General features: G+C 63.1%; 5 protein-coding genes. All 5 read left to right on the top strand.

The window, feature by feature from the left end:
• Positions 1-135 precede the first annotated feature (135 nt).
• Positions 136-858, top strand: coding sequence for a PEP-CTERM sorting domain-containing protein (locus LNV06_RS07830; RefSeq protein ID WP_263537704.1), 723 nt, complete (start codon positions 136-138; stop codon positions 856-858).
• Positions 859-986: 128 nt separating this feature from the next.
• Entirely contained in the window at positions 987-2,474 is a 1,488-nt protein-coding gene (locus tag LNV06_RS07825) for a hypothetical protein (RefSeq protein WP_263537703.1), read from the top strand.
• A gap of 95 nt (positions 2,475-2,569) precedes the next feature.
• Entirely contained in the window at positions 2,570-3,724 is a 1,155-nt protein-coding gene (locus LNV06_RS07820; protein ID WP_263537702.1) for a PEP-CTERM sorting domain-containing protein, read from the top strand.
• A 90-nt stretch (positions 3,725-3,814) separates the two neighbouring features.
• Positions 3,815-5,554, top strand: a complete 1,740-nt coding sequence (locus LNV06_RS07815) for a ShlB/FhaC/HecB family hemolysin secretion/activation protein (RefSeq protein WP_263537701.1) — start codon at positions 3,815-3,817, stop codon at positions 5,552-5,554.
• A gap of 96 nt (positions 5,555-5,650) precedes the next feature.
• A complete protein-coding gene (locus LNV06_RS07810; protein WP_263537700.1) occupies positions 5,651-17,689 on the top strand; it encodes a filamentous hemagglutinin family protein in 12,039 nt (4,012 codons plus the stop codon).
• Positions 17,690-17,718 lie beyond the last annotated feature (29 nt).

Below are 17,718 nucleotides of genomic sequence, written 5' to 3'. Positions count from 1 at the left end.
GGCGGTTCAGGCGTAGCGGACCGGTTGCGCACTCTGTTCTCTAGGCAGAGCGCGCCGAGTTCTGGAACTGTTTTGGTTCATTGATTGATTGAAACATTTATCAACCATCTCTTTCTGTACTCAACGGAGAACACTATGCAACTGAAGAAAATCGTCTTGGCCGCTCTGGCTGCCGCCTCTTTCGCTCCGGCTTTCGCTGCTGTGAACACTTCCACCACTCCTGAGCTGGTTTTCATGGCCTGGAACTCCAAGGGTTCTTACTCCAAGGACCTCGGCGTTGAGTTGTCCAGCTTGACCGGTGTCAACACTTTCGATGTGGCCGGCGCCAAGTGGAATGATTTCCTGGCTCTGAATGGCGTGAACACCCAGTGGACCGTCGCTTCGGTCCAAGTGAACAACCCCGACGGTTTCGATCTGGGTGACATTCATTACACCGCCGCATTCAGCACCCTGGACTTCACTGTGTGGAACCAGCGCTCGAATGAAGGTTCGCTGCAATTGCGCGAGCAGTTCAAGTACATGGCTTTGGCTACTCCTGGTCAGGCCAATCACGAGCTCTCCGGTGCTGCCGGTACGCTGGGCGACCTCAGCCTGGGTTGGGCGAACTTCGCAGACGGCGTGCCTAGCAACAACGAAATCGGCACCACTGCCAAGTTGGCTGACCTCTATACCTCCAACGATGACGGCTCCTCCAACGCCCTCATGAACACCTTCAATAACGAAAAGTTTGCCAATTTCACTGGCACAACCTTGACCATCGCTACCCCGGTCGCGGCCATTCCTGAGCCAAGCACCTACGCCCTGCTGATGGGTGGCTTGCTGGCTGTGGGCTTTGTGGCCCGTCGCCGCCAAGCTTAATTCTCGGTAAGACGCTTTGCCTGGCCTGCGGGTCAGGTGACTCCGATTGAAGTGACCTGGCTGCAGCGTTAAAGCTGCGGCTTTTGGTTAACTACGTCTCGATATTTTCTGAACAGAAAGATCTCCAAATGAACATCATTCGCTCCTCCGCGATCGCCCTGGCTTGCATGGCCGCCATCGGTTCCGCACATGCTTTGACACCTGCTGAAATCGACACCGCTCGCGGCAATGGCAGCCTGAAGGAAGTCTATGTGTCCGGCGCCTCCGCCCTGCGTCTGGCCCTGGGTGGCTATATGCAAGAGCTGGCTGATCCTGCCACTTTTGACGTCTTCTATTTCGGCTCGACCGGCGCTGACCACCGCGCTTATTCTTTCAAACTGAACAAGGCCGTCGGCAGCTGGCCGGTCGGCACCTCCGTCTTGGTCGTCAAGAAGGACAAGGGCGGTTCCGCTCAAGGCGTGACCCCGCTGGTCAAGGCCAATGATGCTGTCGTTGCTGGCGTTGATGGCAACGGCGCTGGTCAAGTGCACATGCTGGTCAGCGGCACTTCTTGCGTTGCTAACACGTCCAACGGTGTGCCCATCAACTCGCCTTCGACCGACGTGCAAAAGCCAGGCTTCATCTGCTCGGGCACTCAGCAACGCTTCGCTCACGCCGGTCTGTCTGACGTTGAGCCTAAGCTCTTGCAAGACCCCGTCAACGGTGGCACCAACTTGAATGTGGGTTCATTGAACGCCGCCGGCTTTGTGCAAAACGTCTTCGGCGTGGCCGTCAACAAGAGCCTGTACTTGGCCTTGCAAAAGGCTCAAGGCCTTGACAACGCGGGTGCCATTGACGAAAGCGCAGCTAAGCAGCCTAGCATTCCTGCTGGCTTCGTGCGTGGCGCTTTGACCGGCCAAATCTCCGGCAATCTGAGCACCAAGAAGGGCTGGAACCTGCTGATCCCTTCAACGGTTGATGCCGCTGTGGACACGAAGCAAGTGAACGTCTGCCGCCGTACCAATGGCTCGGGCACACAAGCTGCGTCCAATGTTTACTTTGCTGCCAACCCTTGCGCAGGTGGCGGCGCCTACATTCCTTCTGCCAACACACAAGTTGGTGGCGTGAATGGCACCGTGGCTCAGGTCATCTTGGCCACCGGCCGTACCGGCTACTTTGAAGGTTCGAGCACCCAGTTGGTGGAAAGCTGCTTGGGCACGACGGCCGAAGGCGTTGGTGCTTACGCGCTGGGCATCGTCGGTCGTGAGAACAACCCCCTGGCCAACGGTGGCGACAAGGGTTATCGCTTTGTCAAGCTCGGCGGTGTGGCTCCTGAGCGCGCCAATGTGATCGACACCAGCTACGACTTCGCCTTTGAGTCGTCGATGCAATGGTCGACTCTGGCTGCCAACGCTCCTGCAGCTGACGTCGCAGCCTTCTTGACCGATATGCGCAACAACATGGGCAAGGCCTCGGTGTTGGCCAAGTTGGACCCAGACCTGCAAGCCGGTTTGGTGGCCCTGCCTGGTACCTACTCGGGTGCCTGGGCTCTGCAGACGCCTGAAGTCAAGGCCTTCAGCGCACACGCTGCACGTGCTTCGGGCAATAGCTGCACGCCCGTGCGCATGTTCAAGTAATTGACTGCTTGGTTTTTGATTGACTTAGTTTGATGGTGAAAGGGGAGGGGCATCGCTCCTCCCCCTTCTACTTGGAATACCGGATGCCTACGCCCATGAAGACACTCGACACCTCTTACTCGTCACTGGCTCGTGCCCTGCTATTGTTGGGGGCTTTTGGTGCCGGCAGCGCCCATGCCGCCATTCTCGGAGGTACGAATAATCACGGCAAAAATGGCGGTGCCGAGTTGATCTTGGCGATTTACGACCCGGTGGCCGAAGTCTCCTACACCAAGGATTTGGGCCTGACCCCATTCCCTTATACCGCCGGTGACACGTTCACCGACAACTTCTTTGTTTACGCGCAGCAAGATGCGGGTTACCAGAAGTTTTTTTCACCTTTGAATACTGATGTGAACTTCAAGGAGTTCCTCAAAAAGTCCACCAACGTCGCCAACCAAGTGTGGGGGGTGTATGCGGCCAGTGGGGTGGGTGATGGTTACGATCCGAACTCTCGGCGCATGTTCACAACGTTGAATAGTGAGTGGACCGGAGCTGGAGAGAATCCAGAGTACTCGCGACTGAAGTTGTTGACCAATATTGAAGTGGATTCAAGTGTCGGAGCGATTCAGACTTGGTTATTAAACCTAAATCAGGGAAAAGACCCGTCGACCGGAGCTCAAGGCAATCCCTTCAATACCCATTACCAAAAAGGCAAGGATTTTTGGCCGGACTTTGATGTCGGGGTCGATGGTTCGAGCTTTGACCAAAAAGGGCCCTCCCCCTACTTCGCCAAAGCTGAAGGCATAGAGGCAGGGATGATATTTGGCCAAAAGGTTTTGTCCACCAACAAGGTCGGTTCGTCCTCCTGGTTCTATTACTTGGGCACGAGTGACGATAACGGGTCCAACCCGCCCATCATTGACGAATTCGACAACCTCAAGCACGACGCCTATTGGGGATTGGCCAAGGACGATAAGGGTGACTACATCCTGAGCTTCACCCAGCCCAGCGCCTTGACCCAAGTGGCAACGGCTGCGGGCTTGCAGCGCCGCAGCTGGACCGACTTTGCGGCAGCCTATGGTCAGGCCCGCGTTTTGAGCGCCAGTGCCGAAGAGTTTGCCGGCTGGGTGCCGAGCAGCATCAGCTCGGTCAGCGCCGTGCCCGAGCCGTCGTCCTATGGCTTGATGGCTTTGGGCTTGTTGGCGGTCGCCGTGCGTGCGCGCTCCCAAGTTCGCAGCAAAGCCAGCTCGAATACTGCGGTCGCCTGACCCGTGCACCCCCTGAGTGGGGTGCTTGCATGAGCCGAACGGCTCATGCTTTTTCACAACGGATTCACCGGCCCTGGTGACACTGAGCTCATGGACTTCAACAAGATCCGCGCCCATCGCAGGGCGCGGTTTTACTTTCGGCTGCGTGTGTGGAATCGAGCCGGGCTAACCGCCTGGCTCGGCGGCGCAGCCCTGGCTGTTGCCGGCCCCAGCTTTGCTCAGCAGGCCAGCCAACAAGCTGCCGCTGCCCAAGAGGCGCCCATTGCTGCGCCCAGGTTCGACATCTTGGAATACGAGATCGAGGGCAATACCCGCCTGAACGATCTGCAGATCGAAGCGGCGGTGCTGCCTTTCCTCGGTCTGCAACTGGGCATGAACGAGGTCGAAGCGGCCCGCGCCGCGCTGGAGAAGGTCTATCAAAACGCCGGCTACTTGACCGTGTTTGTAGACATTCCCGAGCAGCGGATCGACGGCGGTGTGATCCGTTTGGTGGTGCTGGAAGGTCGCGTCGGCAGCCTGCAAGTGACCGGTTCCAAATACTTTGCTCAAGGCCGCATTCGCAATGCGGTGGCTGAGCTGGCGCCGGGCACAGTGCCTAACTTCAATACCGTGCAGCAGCAACTGGCCTCGGTGAGCCGCGGCGAAGAGCGCCGGGTTCAGCCAGTGCTGCGCCCGGGCCGGGTGCCGGGCACGGTTGAGGCCGAGCTGAAGGTGGAAGACAGCTTGCCCTTGGGCGGCAGTGTGGAGATGAGCAATGCTGCCGCCGATGGCACCGACCCCTTGCGCATGTCGGCCAATCTGCACTACGACAACTTCCTGCAAAAAGACCACCAGATCTCCTTCACCTGGATGGGCGCGCCGCGTGCGCCCAAACAGTCTCGCGTACTGGTCTTCAACTACCAGGCGCCGCTGGCCGACGGCGACTCCTTGATCTTCAGCGCGGTCGATTCCAGCAGCGATATTGAGTCGCTGGGCGGGGCCCGCGTCTTGGGCAAGGGGACGACGCTGGGGCTGCGCTACAGCACGTCCAAGGCCTTGGCCAACTCCTTCCATGGCCTGAGTTTGGGTTTTGACTACAAAAATCTGACCGAAGACGTGCTCTCCAGCACTGGCGTGACACCATCCCCGCTGCAATACATCCCCTTTCAAGCCAGCTACAGCGGCAATTGGTGGGGTGAGGGTCTGCAACAGCAAGTGAGTGTGACGCTGACCCAAGGCTTGCGTTCGCTGCTGCAAAGAACGCGTCAAGACTGCCCCGTGCCGGGCAGCCCCACGGGTTACGGCGAGGCCGATCAGTTTGCCTGCAAGCAACGTAGCGCGGACGGCGGCTTCTCAACCCTGCGCCTGGACTGGCGCGCCAGTCAACGCCTGGGCGCGGTGGAGCTGGCCGCTCGTTTGAACGGGCAACTCAGCACCCAGGCCTTGACCAGCGCGGAGAAATTCTCGGTTGGTGGCGCCGATACGGTGCGGGGTTATGCCGAAGGCTCGGTGGCCGGCGATCAAGGGCTTTTGGCCTCTTTGGAGTTGCGCAGCCGCAACCTGGGCAGTGTCTTGAGCTCGCTGCGCGAGGAGCCGGAGTGGAGCAATTTGCCGCTCTTTAACGAACTGACCTTTTACGGCTTTGTCGACGCTGCGCGCGTGAGCTTGTTCAACCCCGAGCCCGGCCAGCAAAAGCGCACGCCCTTGCTGGGCGGCGGCTTAGGCCTGCGCTTGGCGGTGCGCCCCGGTGTGAGCTTGTCCATGGACTGGGCACAGCGGCACCGGCCGATTCCGAATCGACCCGATGCGTCCAAGGACTTCGTGCATGTGCGCGCGGCCTTGCGCTTCTAAGCGGAGCTCATAGGCCGCGTACTGCGCAGCAGTCTTCAGCCTTCAACCCCGCTTTTTTGTCTGTCTTGTACGTATTGATCGAACCCAATCTCTGCCATGGCCTCCACCGCACGCTCACAGCCGATCACCAAGCCCGTCCCCAAGGCGTCGCTGCGTCGACCTGCCTGGGGCCAACGTGCCTGGCTCTTGCATCCCTTGGCCGCAGCCCTGGCCAGTGCCTTGCCGCTGCAGGCGATGGCGCAGTCTCGCGTGGTGGCGCCCAAGCCGCCGGCGGCCAATGCGGTGCCGGTGCCTGCGGGCACGCTGTCGGGATGGCGTGTCCATGGGCAGGGGCAGGCGGCTTTGCCGGTGGGCTTGCCGAATGCCCAGGGCGGGCAGGACATGCGCATCCGCCAGGACAGCCAGCGCGCGATCTACCAATGGCAGAGTTTCAATATCGGCTCGGCCAGCTCGGTCACCTTCGACATGGCCCAGCCGGGCGCCAGCGCCCTGAACCGCATCACCGGCGGGGACCCCAGCCAGATTTTCGGCAAGCTCACAGCCACCAATGGCGGCGAACTGCTGCTCTACAACCCGAATGGCATCTTGTTTGGCCGTGGCGCCAGCGTCGATGTGGGCAGCTTGTTGGCGACTACGCTGAAGCCCAAGAATGAAGATTATCTGAACGGCTTTGTCGGCAATATCACCGGGGGCTCTGCCGCCTTCAGATGGGACAAGCAAGACGGCGTGCCCTATCTGGACAGCAGCAGCTTTGTGCAGGTGCAGACCGGCGCAGAGCTGAAGACGGCCGAAGGCGGCCGCATCTATCTGTTTGCCAAGCGGGTCGAAAACGAAGGCAAGCTGACGGCCCCGGGCGGCCAGGTGGTGCTGGCCGGTGGCCCCGAGGTCTATTACAAGCTGCCGCTCGACAAGCGAAGCTCGGAGCCTGAGGCGCTGTATGCGTCTGAGGCCAATCCGGATGTGCCTTCTTTGCGCGGCCTCTTGGTCGAAGTCGGCAAGGCCGGTTTGGCCAAAGGCGAGGGCTCGGTTTGGAATGCCCCGGGCGGCCAGATCAGCACGCCGCGCGGCAACACCACCTTGGTGGGCATGGCCGTCAACCAGTCGGGCCGCGTCAGCGCCAGCACCAGCGTCAGCCAGAACGGCTCGATCTTGTTGCTGGCCCAAGGCGATGCGCTGGACAGCGTGGCGGACTCGGTCTCGCCCAGCGACCCCCGCTACAAGCGCGCTTCGCGCAGCGGTGAGCTGGTTTTGGGGGCCAAGAGCGTCACCGAAGTGACGGTTGAGAACACCGGGGCCGATGGCAAGGTTTTGCTGTCGGATGACAACTCGACCTTTGTGCGTTCGCGCCTGGATTTGGCGGCTGCCAATATCGTGGTGGGTGAGCAGGCCCAGATCATTGCGCCAGGTGCGCAAGCGGAGCTGCGAGCCTTGAGCACGCCCAGCTATATGGGCGGCCTGCTGAATCGCGAGCGATTTGATCCCAGCGGCCAAAGCGGCCGCATTGTGATCGGCGCAGGTGCTCGCATTGACCTGTCGGGCACACAAGACACCGAACTGAGTGTGGCGCGCAACTTCGTCACTACCGAGTTGCTGGGCAGCAATGACCTGAAAGATGCGCCGCTGCAAAAAGACGGCCTGCTTTATCGCAACAAGGTGACCTTGGATTTGCGCCAAGACTCCACCATCCTGGGTGACTTGGGCAGCTATCGCAAGAGTTTGCTGCGCAGCGCCAATGAGCGTCTGGCCGGCGGTGGCAGCCTGCGCCTCTTGGCCGGCGACGCGGTCTACACGAATCAAAGCTCGACTCTCTCGGTGGCCGGGGGACAGGTCCGTTATGTTGAAGCCGAGGTGCGGCCGACCCAGCTGATTGCCAGCAATGGTCAGGCCTACAACCTGAATAGCGCGCCCAAAGATATCGTCTACACCGGCATCAGCAATGCCGGGACGAACCAGACCAAGTACGACCGCTGGGGTCCAGTGGTGGCCTATGGCTCGCTGAGCTCGGCTCGCCTGGAAGCCGGCTATGTGGAAGGTAAATCGGCCGGCAGCTTGACCGTGGTGGCGCCTAACCTGGTGCTGGACGGCAGCTTGGCGGGACAGACCGTCAGCGGCCGCCGGCAATTGGTCGGCCAGGACGCTTTGGCCGGTTTGGGCCAGCTGCGTCTGGGCGCAGTGCAGAACCGCAATCTGTTTGGCGAGGGTAGCTATGGCGGCGCCATTCTGGGTCGCTTCAGCTTGGACACGGCTGGCGCTGCCTTGAATGCATCGCAGTGGGACCAGCTGATGGCTGATCCGGCGATCGCTCTGGCTCCGCTGCGTTCTGGCATGGCGACGAGTCGCTTGCTGAGCTCGGGCTTCCAGGATGTGGCGGTGGCCGCTGAAGGCGATGTGAGCTTGAGCAGCGCCCTGAACCTGCAGGCACGCAGCAGCTTCAGCCTGCTCTCTGAACGCGGCCTGGTGAAGCTGGGCGGCAGCGTTCGCTCGGCCTCGGGCAGCGTCAGCTTGCGCAGCACGGAGGGCTCGGTCGAAGTGGCGCCGGGCAGCCAATTGGACGTGTCGGGTCGCTGGGTCAATTTGGCGCAGGATTCGCAGGCCTCGCCGCTGAATCAGGCCGGCGGGAGCCTGCTGGTGCAGGCCGGCAGGACGGTGAATCTGGGCCAAGGCTCGGTGCTCGATGTGTCGGGCGGTGCGATGTTGACCGGCAGCAGCAAGGTCGGCGATTGCGCGGCGGACCGCCTGTGCGGCGCGGCTGCGGGCAACCTGGTCTTGTCCGCAGGGTCGGCCAATGCCTTCGGCGATGCAGCGAGCCGGCAACTGCAGTTGGGCGGCGCTGAGTTCCGCGGCTATTCGATGACGCAAGGTGGCGCGCTCAAATTGACGGCAGCCTCGGCGCAGATCGGCGGGGCGAGCCCAGCCGCTGCGCCCGCCAATTTGAATTTGGGCACTGAGTTCTTCAGTCAAGGCGGCTTCCAGGACTTTGTCATCGACGGTCGCAGCTTCCTGAACCTCGCCAGCGGGGCGCAAGTCAAGCCGAATCTCTTGCAGTGGCAGGCCAAGGCGGGCGCGCGGGCCCAGGCCTCGGATGTTCCGCTGAGCTCGGTGTTCAGCACCGGCAAGCAAATCAATGGCTTGCCCAAGGCGTTCAAACTGAGCTTGCGCTCCAGCGGTTTTGGTGAAGGCCGCAGCGCTGGCAGCTTGGACATCGGCAGCGCCAGCCAGATCGACTTGCCCGGCGCTTCCACGCTGGACTTGGGCGCCAGCACCCGCCTCAGCATGAATGGCGCTGTGCGTATGCCCGGCGGCACGGTGACGCTCAAGCTGGCCGGTAACGAAGAGACCGATCCCAAGCCTCCAGCCGACCCCACATTGGCGCGCTATTTGTGGCTGGGTGCTGGCAGCAGCATTGATGTGGCGGGGCTGGAACAATCGGAAATCGGCGCCGATGGCCGCAAGACCGGCCGCGTTTTGGCCGGCGGCAAAATCAACCTGGAGGCCGCGGGGACCTATGGCACCAGCCTGGTCTGGCAGCAGGGTAGCAAGATCGACATCAGCGGCAGCAGCGGCGAGCTCGATATTCGTCAGCGTGTCGAAGGCGGCGAGCGCGTGTCGCGCCAGGCTGTGGCCAGCAGTGCCGGCTCACTCACGATCTCCGGCAACCAGGACATGCTCTTGGAGGGCGATCTGCGTGCTCAGGCGGGCGCAAGCTCGCAGGCCGGTGGCAAGGTGGTGCTCAAGCTGAAGGCGGTCCGCAACAGCGCTGACCCCAGCGCATTGCCGCCGATTCAAGACTTCCGTCTGGAGCGCAGCAAGACCGCGCTGACCACAAATTTGAGCGCCACAGACCTGCGCCCGGCCAGCGAGCTGAAGGGCCAGGCCTCGGTCTCCAGCCAGTGGCTGCAGGCCAGTGGTGCTTCGGATTTGAGCCTGACAGCTCAGGAACGTATCAGCATTGGTGAGGGCGTAACGCTCAATTTGAGCGCAGCCATTCAGATCGATACGCCGGTTTTGGCGATGAATCCAGGCGCGGCCAATGCCAGCCTGAGCGCGCCACAACTGAAGTGGGGCAATACCCAGGCAACGGTGTCGGCCACGCTCGACAGACCGCAGCCGCAAGCCAGTGGAGGCATCGCCGGCCTGCAACTGCAGGGCTCGGAACGCTTGACGCTGGAAGGTCGCCTGGTGACCCAGGGTGTGGGAAGCCTGAAGTTGCAGACTTCGGGTGATCTGCTCTTGCAAGGCGGCTTCTACAACGTCGACAAGCGTTTGAGCGGTTTGCTGAGCACCCAGGCGGATGCGACTCTCACGGCCGGCCAGATCGTGCCTGCCACCGATCAAGAGTTTCGCCTGCAGGCACCGGGCCGCAGCTTGGCTTTTGCCAGTGTGGGCAGCAGCCCCGCCTTGCCCTGGAGTGCCGGCGGCAGCTTGATCGTTGAAGCCGATGTGATCAATCAGGGGGGGCGTTTGCGTGCGCCTGCCGGACGCATTGAGTTGCTGGGCACTCGCTCAGTTTCTTTGTTAGCAGGCAGCGAGACCTCGGTCAGTGCGGCTGGCCAGGAATTTTTGTTTGGCCAGTGGGCGGGCGATCGTTGGAACACGCCGGGGAGCCAGTTGGTGCTGGGCCAGGCCTCGGCGCCCGCCAAGGCCATTGTTTTGAATGCCGGCCAAGGCGCGGTGCGCATCGATAAGGAAGCGCAGCTGGATCTGAGCGGCGGTGGCGCGCTGAAGGCCTGGCAGTTTGTGCCTGGACCCGGTGGCTCCAAGGATGTGTTCAGCGGAGCGGACGGCGCTTTTGCGATCGTGCCCAGTCACGCTTCGGGCGGTGCTGCCGGTACCCAAGGCTTGGGCGTGACCAATCTGCCGGCCGCAGGACGTCAAATTACTTTGGGTGAGGGCGGCCCAGTGCCGGCGGGAACCTACACCCTTTTGCCTGCACGTTATGCCTTGTTGGACGGCGCCTACCTGGTTCGACCGGTTTCCGGGGGGGGCAATCCGCTGGCTTTGGGCAACGCGGTGCAACGCGAGGATGGCTCGGTCTGGGTCGGTGCCCAATTGGGTCAGGCCGGCACGGCGGTGCGCGATGCGCTGCCCAGCACCTGGCAAATCCTGAGCCCGGCGCAAGCGCGTAAGTTCAGCGAAGTCCGCATGGCTGAAGCGGACGCCTTCTTCAGCAGCCTGGCCGCCAAACAAGACCGCGTGCAACCGGCCTTGAGCCGCGATGCTGGCAGCCTGGTGGTGGCCGCGCAACGTGCCGATGTGCAAGGTGCCATGCGCTTCACGGCCGCCAGCAATGCGGCCGGTGTGGCCGGTAGCGGCGGCTCGGCTTTCTTTGCGGCGGACCGCATTCAGGTCGGTGGCTCAGCGTCGCAAGCGGGCAGCAACAGTCCCTTGGTTCTGGACGCAGCGCAGCTCTCCGCACTGAAGGTGCAAAGCCTGATCTTGGGTGCGACGCCGGGTGCCGCCGATCAGCCACTCAGCCTCAATGTGCTGAGCCGAGAGTTGCAGGTCTTGAGCGGCCCGAATCAGCCGCTGCAGGCCGAGAACCTCTTGCTGCTGGCCAAGGATCAGCTCAGCCTCGGCCAAGGTGCCGTGCTGAAGACCGCACTTGTGCCCGTCGACCACAAGGACAAGGCGCCGCCTCAAGATGCGGGCCAGAACTGGCGCGTCAACGGCGATGGTGCCGCACTGCTCTTGACCGGCCGCAACGATGGCACTTTGCTGACCCGCAGCGGCGCCAAGCGCGAAGCCGGTCGCTTGCAGCTGGCGGATGGCGTTAGCTTGAATGCTGGCGGAACCTTGCTGCTGGACTCGACCCAAGCCAGCAGCTTGGGTGCCGATGTGAAGCTCGGCGCGGCTCAGATTGGCTTGGGCGTGCCGCGCATTCAAGCCGGCGGCAGTCAAGCGCTGCAGGCCGACAGCTTGTTGCTCAGCAGCGACTTGCTCAAGCAACTCAGCGGGGCCGATCAATTGCTGCTGCGCAGCTATTCCAGCGTCGACCTTTTGGCCGGTCTGGGCCTGGGCTCGCCCGCCTTGGGTCAGCTGAGCCTGGATGCACCGAGCCTGCAGGTCTTGGGGGAAGGCACGGCGACGCTGCAAGCGCAGCGCGTCTTGCTCAGCAACAGCACCGGTCTCGCGCCGCAGGCCAGCGAGAAGGCCAGCAGCGGCCGCCTGAAGGTGGATGCGCGCGCCGGCACGGCCCTTGAGACAGGCGCGGTGCGCCCGGGCACTTTGACCTTGGGCCCCGGGGTGCAGACCTTGCATGCCGCTGCGGTGGATTTAGGTGCCGACCGCGCCGTCTTGCTGAATGGCAAGAGTCAGATCCAGGTCGATGGTGACTTGCAGTTGCGCACGCCGGTCTTGCGAGCCAGCAATCTGGCTGATGCTAACTGGGTGGTGCGCGGTGCCGCGGACCTGAGCCCAGGTGAAGGCGGCGCAGTCGCGACCACCAGCAGCAGCTTGGCTGCGGCCGCAGCACAGCTCAAGCTCAGCGCCGACCGCTTGCGTGTGGCCACGGGCATTGACTTGCCCTCCGGCCAATTGAGCTTGCAGAGCAAGGGCAGCGCAGCCACGGACGCCGCCATCATCGACGCGCAGGCCTGGCTCAATGTGGCCGGTCGTAGCGAAAAGATCGGCAGCACGGTGACCGCCAATTTGGCCGCCGGCCGTATCCGTATCGGCAGCGATCAGGGCGATGTGGCACTGCGTGCGGGTTCCAAAGTGGATGTTTCGGCCGCGGGCTTGGGCGGCAAGGCTGCCGATGCAGGCGATGCTGGTCGCTTGGATCTGAGTGCGCCGCAAGGGCGCTTGTTGTTGGCGGGTGATCTGAGCGCCGCGTCGGCCTCGGTCGAGCGCGGCGGTGTGCTGAGCTTGGACAGTGCACAAGCCATCAATCTTGCAGAGCTGAGCGGCTTGTTGCAGCGGGCGGGCAATTTCGCCTTTGCCGATGCGATCTCGGTACGCAACCGTGCTGGGGATCAAATTTTGCCGGCAGGCGCCAGCTTGCAGGCGCAACACCTCGCGCTGACTTCCGATGGCGGCAGCCTGGTGGTGGACGGCCAACTGCTGGCTGCGGGAAGCCCAGCCAGCGCTGGCTATATCGCTTTGAATGCTCGTGACGACATCCGCTTGCAAGCCGGGTCTAGCCTCGTGGCTCGCGGCGGTGCTGGAGGCACGGTCAGCTTGAACAGCCAGCAAGGCGTCTTGAACTTGCAGCAGGGAGCTCTGATCGATTTGAGCGCGGCGCATGGCAACACGCAGCTCTCGACGGCCGAGCTTTTGCTACGCGCCGCGCGTGAGGGCCAAGATGTGCGCATCGCAGCGATTGGTGCCACCCTCACAGGCGTGAAACGGGTCGATGTGGAGGCCTTCAAGGTCTATGACGGTGTGAACCAGTTGGTCGATGGCCTGGTGCCGATGCCAACAGTCGCCCCGACCGGCGTGCCCACGATTGCGCCTACCGTGGCGCCGACGGTGGCCCCGACGGTAGCGCCGACCGTGGCCCCGACGACGGCGCCTACGACGACGCCCACAACCTCGCCAACGACCACGCCTACGGATACGCCGACGGTCCAGCCCACGGTTCAGCCGACGGCAGAACCGACGACACTGCCAACAGTCAGCCCGACCGCTGCTCCGACCGAGCCCTCGGCCGGCAATGGAGGCAGCACAGGCACTATCAAGCCGCCACCGGCGCCCACCAAGCCGACTTTGGCCCCAACGGCGGCGCCGGTGACCGACCCCTCAGCGGGCAATGGCGATACCACCGGCACGATCAAGCCACCGGCCCCGCCGACGAAGCCGACGGTAGCTCCGACAGCCGGGCCGACCGCTGCACCTACGGCTGCACCGACTGCAGCGCCAACTCCTGCCCCGACTCCAGCGCCAACTCCAGCGCCAACTCCTGCCCCGACTCCAGCACCGACTCCAGCACCAACACCTGCGCCGACACCAGCGCCCACACCAGCGCCGACTGCATCTCCGACCGCTGCGCCGACCAGCCCTTCGAACGGCAATGGCAGTGGCACGGGTACGATCAAGCCGCCGCCGCCGCCCACAGGTCCAACCGCAGCGCCCACGCCAGCGCCGTCGCCTGCGCCAACGCCAACGCCCGCACCGAGCGTGCCTTCGGCCGGCAATGGACCCAGCACAGGCACCGTCAAACCACCGATAGCGACGACGGCACCGGCTTCGCAAGTACGTGTGACGGGTGGACTGGATGCTGGCAGCGTCGATGCCTCGAACGCAACGCAGCCTTCCAATGGCAATGGCGACACCACCGGTGGCGCCAATCCGCCCGCACCGCCGGTGGGGCCAGGACAAACCGCCAAGCCGACGATTGCACCGACGATTTCGCCCACTGTGGCGCCGACGCTGCCGCCGACCGTGGAACCCACGCTCGCGCCGGTTGACCCGACGATCCTGGGCGTAGGACGCGTGGTGTATGACAACGCGCAGTTCATGGGCCCAGACAATGTCAGTGCCCAGAAGATTGCGGAACGCCTTAGTGGCGGCCAAGCCGATCTGCTCGCGTTGATGCGTGTCAGACCGGGCGTTGAGATTCGCAGCAACGGCAAGCTGGAACTTCAATCCAACTGGGCCATGCCAGTCTTGAGCCAGGCGCAATTGCGGGCCAGCCCGCATGCCGCCGAAGCCAGCATCACCTTGCGCGCCGTCGGCGACCTGTTGTTGAAGGCGGATCTCTCGACGGGCTTCAGGCCGTCGCCGGTGGAAGGTGCCGATCGTCTCGGAACTTCCGAGCGTGCGGGTTCGATCCGTTTGGTGGCCGGCGCCGATTTGAGCAGCGCCGATCTGTTGGCGACGCAAGGCTTCAGCGCAATCAATGCAGAGAACTCCGGCTCCTTGCGCATTGGCAGTGACGGCTCACAAGTGACGCCGGTCCGCGTGCGCAGCACCACAGGGCGTATCGATCTTGCAGCTGCGCAAGACATCGAGTTGCTGAACAGCTCGGCCACCGTGCTCAGCCTTGGCGCACCTGCGGGCCTCATGAGTCAAGAGTTTGAGGGAAGCTCTGCGCAAGTGGAGGCCTTGCTGAAAGCCAGCAATGCGCTGCTGGCGCAGGCCAAAGCTCGCGCGGCGGACGGCAGTAGCGATGCGTCCCTGGCGACCGAACCGTCTCAGGGCAATGGCGACAGCACGGGCAATGTGCGACCTCCGAACCCGGAGACCTCGCCGGGCCAGACGGCCAAGCCGACTTTGCCGCCCACAGCGGAGCCGACGACAGGTCCCACAACCGGACCCACGGCTGAGCCCACGCAACAGCCGACGGTGCCACCGGAGCCAGTGGAGGCCATGCCGGTCACTCGCTACCAAAAGATGCTGGACTTGCTGTCCAGCGATCTCGACCCATCGGGCTTGAGCCCCTTCACTCAAGGCGGCCGCAGCATCACGGTGCGGGCTGGACGCGATATCGTGGGCGCCAAGCCCGAGGCGGAACAGCGCTATGTCAGCGATTGGCTGTGGCGCGCTCACACCGAAGACGTGACCGCCAGCTGGTTTGCCCGGCCCGATAAGTTTGCGCAAGGTATTGCGACGCTGGGTGGCGGTGACGTGACGGTGCAGGCTGGTCGTGATGTCAGCCATCTGCGCGCGGCGGCGGCCAGCAGCGGTTTCAAGCTGAACCCGCTCTTCCAGGTAGAGGGTGTCGCCAACGCTGAGCAGTTCGGCGGTGGTGCGGTGCGTGTGCAGGCGGGCCAGGATCTGGTCAGCGGTCAATTCTTTGCGGCCAAGCAAGCACTGTCGGTCAAGGCCGGTGGTGAAGTGCGGGCTGACAGCACGGTCGATCCGCTGCTGGCGCCGCATGGCTTGCAGCTGGTTTATCAAGACGCAGCAATCCGGGTGCAAAGCGGTCGCGATATGGAGGTGGCCAGCGTGCGCAATCTGGCCTACGCCTACGCCCAATCGCAGAACTCGCTCGGTCAGAGCCTGATATTGCCCGGGCAAGATGCCGAGAGCAGCTTGCTGATGCAAAGCGCTGGCGGATCGATCAACTACGCCAGCGCACCGCAACGCAAGCCTGGCGATACCGACGAGCTGGCCAAGATCGTGCCGACCGATCTGCGTGCCTATGCGCCGAACGGTGGCCTGAGCATGGCCTCGGTCACGCAATGGAGCGCCGCGAGTGACCCGGCATCAGCCCGTAGTTCTCTGGCCGCAAAGGGCCAGGTGCAGCTGAACGACTTCAAGGTGATGGCCTTGGGTGGCGGCGAGCCCAATCTGGGGGGCGAACGGCTGGATCTGCTGCAGCAAGTGGCGGAAGCCGCTTTGAAGGTAAGAGATGCTAACGGTCAGCAGCAGCTGGACCACAGCAACCGCGAGCCGGTTCAGGTCGTTTCGGGGACCGGCGATGTGTTCTTGCAAGGGCGCCTGGTTTCCGCACGGCCGGTTGATATTCAGGCAGGTCGAGATGTGCGCTTTGATGTCGCGGGTGTGGTGTCTGTTCAGCATCAGCCGGGCGCCGGTACGGAACTCACGCGAATCAAAGCCGGGCGCGATGTCGCCTTCCAGGAAAATGGCGCTGGCGCCGGCATTGAAGTCGCCGGGCCGGGTGAACTGCTGGTCCTGGCCGGCCGAGACGTGAATCTGGGCGGCAGCGCGGGCATTGTGGCCAGCGGCAATCTTGCTAATAGTGTCTTGTTGCCTGCACAAGGCAGCAATCTGACCGTGGTGGCCGGCTTGCGCGAGGATGGTTCGGACTATCTGGCGGCCACGCAGCAAGGCTTCCATGTGCTGGGGGCTTCGGGTCTGGCCGGCAAGCTGGGTCAAGCCTATGCCTTGCTGGGCGGCAAGAACGCGACGGCGGCTGAATTTGACCGCCTGGGCGGACCCGCCCAGCTCCAAGCGCTCAAGGCTTTGATGAGCCCTGCCAAGTGGGACGCTGTACTGAGCAGTTATGTGCGCGGCTTGCCTGCCCGCGCAGACGCCACAGAGCAACGCTTGCGTCAGGCGATTCTGCTCGGCAAGCCGGTGGGCGATGCGGCGGTGGATGAGGCCTTGAAGAGCCGTAGCAGCTTGGTCGAGCCCGCATGGTCGGCACTGACGCCAGCCCAAGCCTTGGCCGCGTTTGACAAATTGTCGGGTGCACAACAGGCCCAGGCTGTCACCCGCGCTCTGCTGGCGCAGCTGGGGCAACTGCCCGCCAGCCAGCGCGAGACGAGCTTGCGCGCCTTGGCCTCGGCCGATCAATTGAAGGCCTTGGCGGCCTACGTCACTGCGCAGCTCGGCAAGACGATCACTGCTGAACAAGCCCTGGGTGCCTTCGCCGCTTTGCCGGTGGAACGACAGATGCCTTGGCTGAACCGGGTGCTGATGGGCGAGCTGCGCTCCGCCGGTCGTGCTGCCTCGCAGTTGGACGCCGATGAGCGTTGGGCGCGCTATGGCAGCGGCTATTTGGCGGTAGACCTCTTGTTCCCGCAAGACCGCCCGAACGCGCAAATCCTGATGTCGTCCAGCCAGATCAAGTCGATGCAAAAGGCGGACATCACCTTGCTCAACCCAGGGGGTGGCGCCGTGGCTGGAGACTTGGTGGCCAGCACCAAGAAGAAGGCCACCGACCTCGGCCTGGTCACCGTCAGCGGCGGCGATATCAACACCGTGGTGCAGGGCAGCTTTGAGGTCAATTCCTCACGGGTGTTCACGCTGGACAAGGGCAATGTGCTGATGTGGTCGTCGGCGGGCAATCTGGATGCCGGCCGCGGTGCCAAGACGGTCAGCGGTGCGCCAGCGCCGGTGCTGCGTTTGGACTCCGAAGGTCGTTTGGTCTTCGACACCTCGGGCTCTTTCAGCGGCAGCGGTATCGCGGTGCTCAGCGCCGGCAGCGACCTGGACCTGTATGCGCCAACCGGCGAAATTAATGCCGGCGAGGCGGGTATTCGTTCCAAGGGCAATGCCTTCTTGGGCGCGGAGCGTCTGGTCAATGCCAATGACATCCAGGTGTCGGGTGCACGCAGCGGCACGGCGCCTGAGTCGGTGGCACCCGCACCGATTGCTTTGCCCGTCAGCGAAGCCTTGACCCAAGCGGCCACCGGCATCAGTGCCGGTGAAAAAGATGATGACGAACGCAAGCGCCGCAACCGCCGCCGCAATCTGCTGCTGGAGTTCCTGGGCTTCGGCAACAGCTGATTTCGTTTCGATATTTGATTGCAAGACCC

This window comes from Paucibacter sp. Y2R2-4, from assembly GCF_025717535.1.
GTDB lineage: Bacteria > Pseudomonadota > Gammaproteobacteria > Burkholderiales > Burkholderiaceae_C > Paucibacter_A.
This window is presented reverse-complemented; position numbering and strand designations above follow the sequence as displayed.

Excerpts from the sequence above, each read along its gene's own strand:
- LNV06_RS07820 (WP_263537702.1), top strand. The coding sequence starts at position 2,570 with ATGAAGACACTCGACACCTCTTACTCGTCACTGGCTCGTGCCCTGCTA.
- LNV06_RS07810 (WP_263537700.1), top strand. The coding sequence starts at position 5,651 with ATGGCCTCCACCGCACGCTCACAGCCGATCACCAAGCCCGTCCCCAAG.
- LNV06_RS07815 (WP_263537701.1), top strand. The coding sequence starts at position 3,815 with ATGGACTTCAACAAGATCCGCGCCCATCGCAGGGCGCGGTTTTACTTT.
- LNV06_RS07825 (WP_263537703.1), top strand. The coding sequence starts at position 987 with ATGAACATCATTCGCTCCTCCGCGATCGCCCTGGCTTGCATGGCCGCC.
- LNV06_RS07830 (WP_263537704.1), top strand. The coding sequence starts at position 136 with ATGCAACTGAAGAAAATCGTCTTGGCCGCTCTGGCTGCCGCCTCTTTC.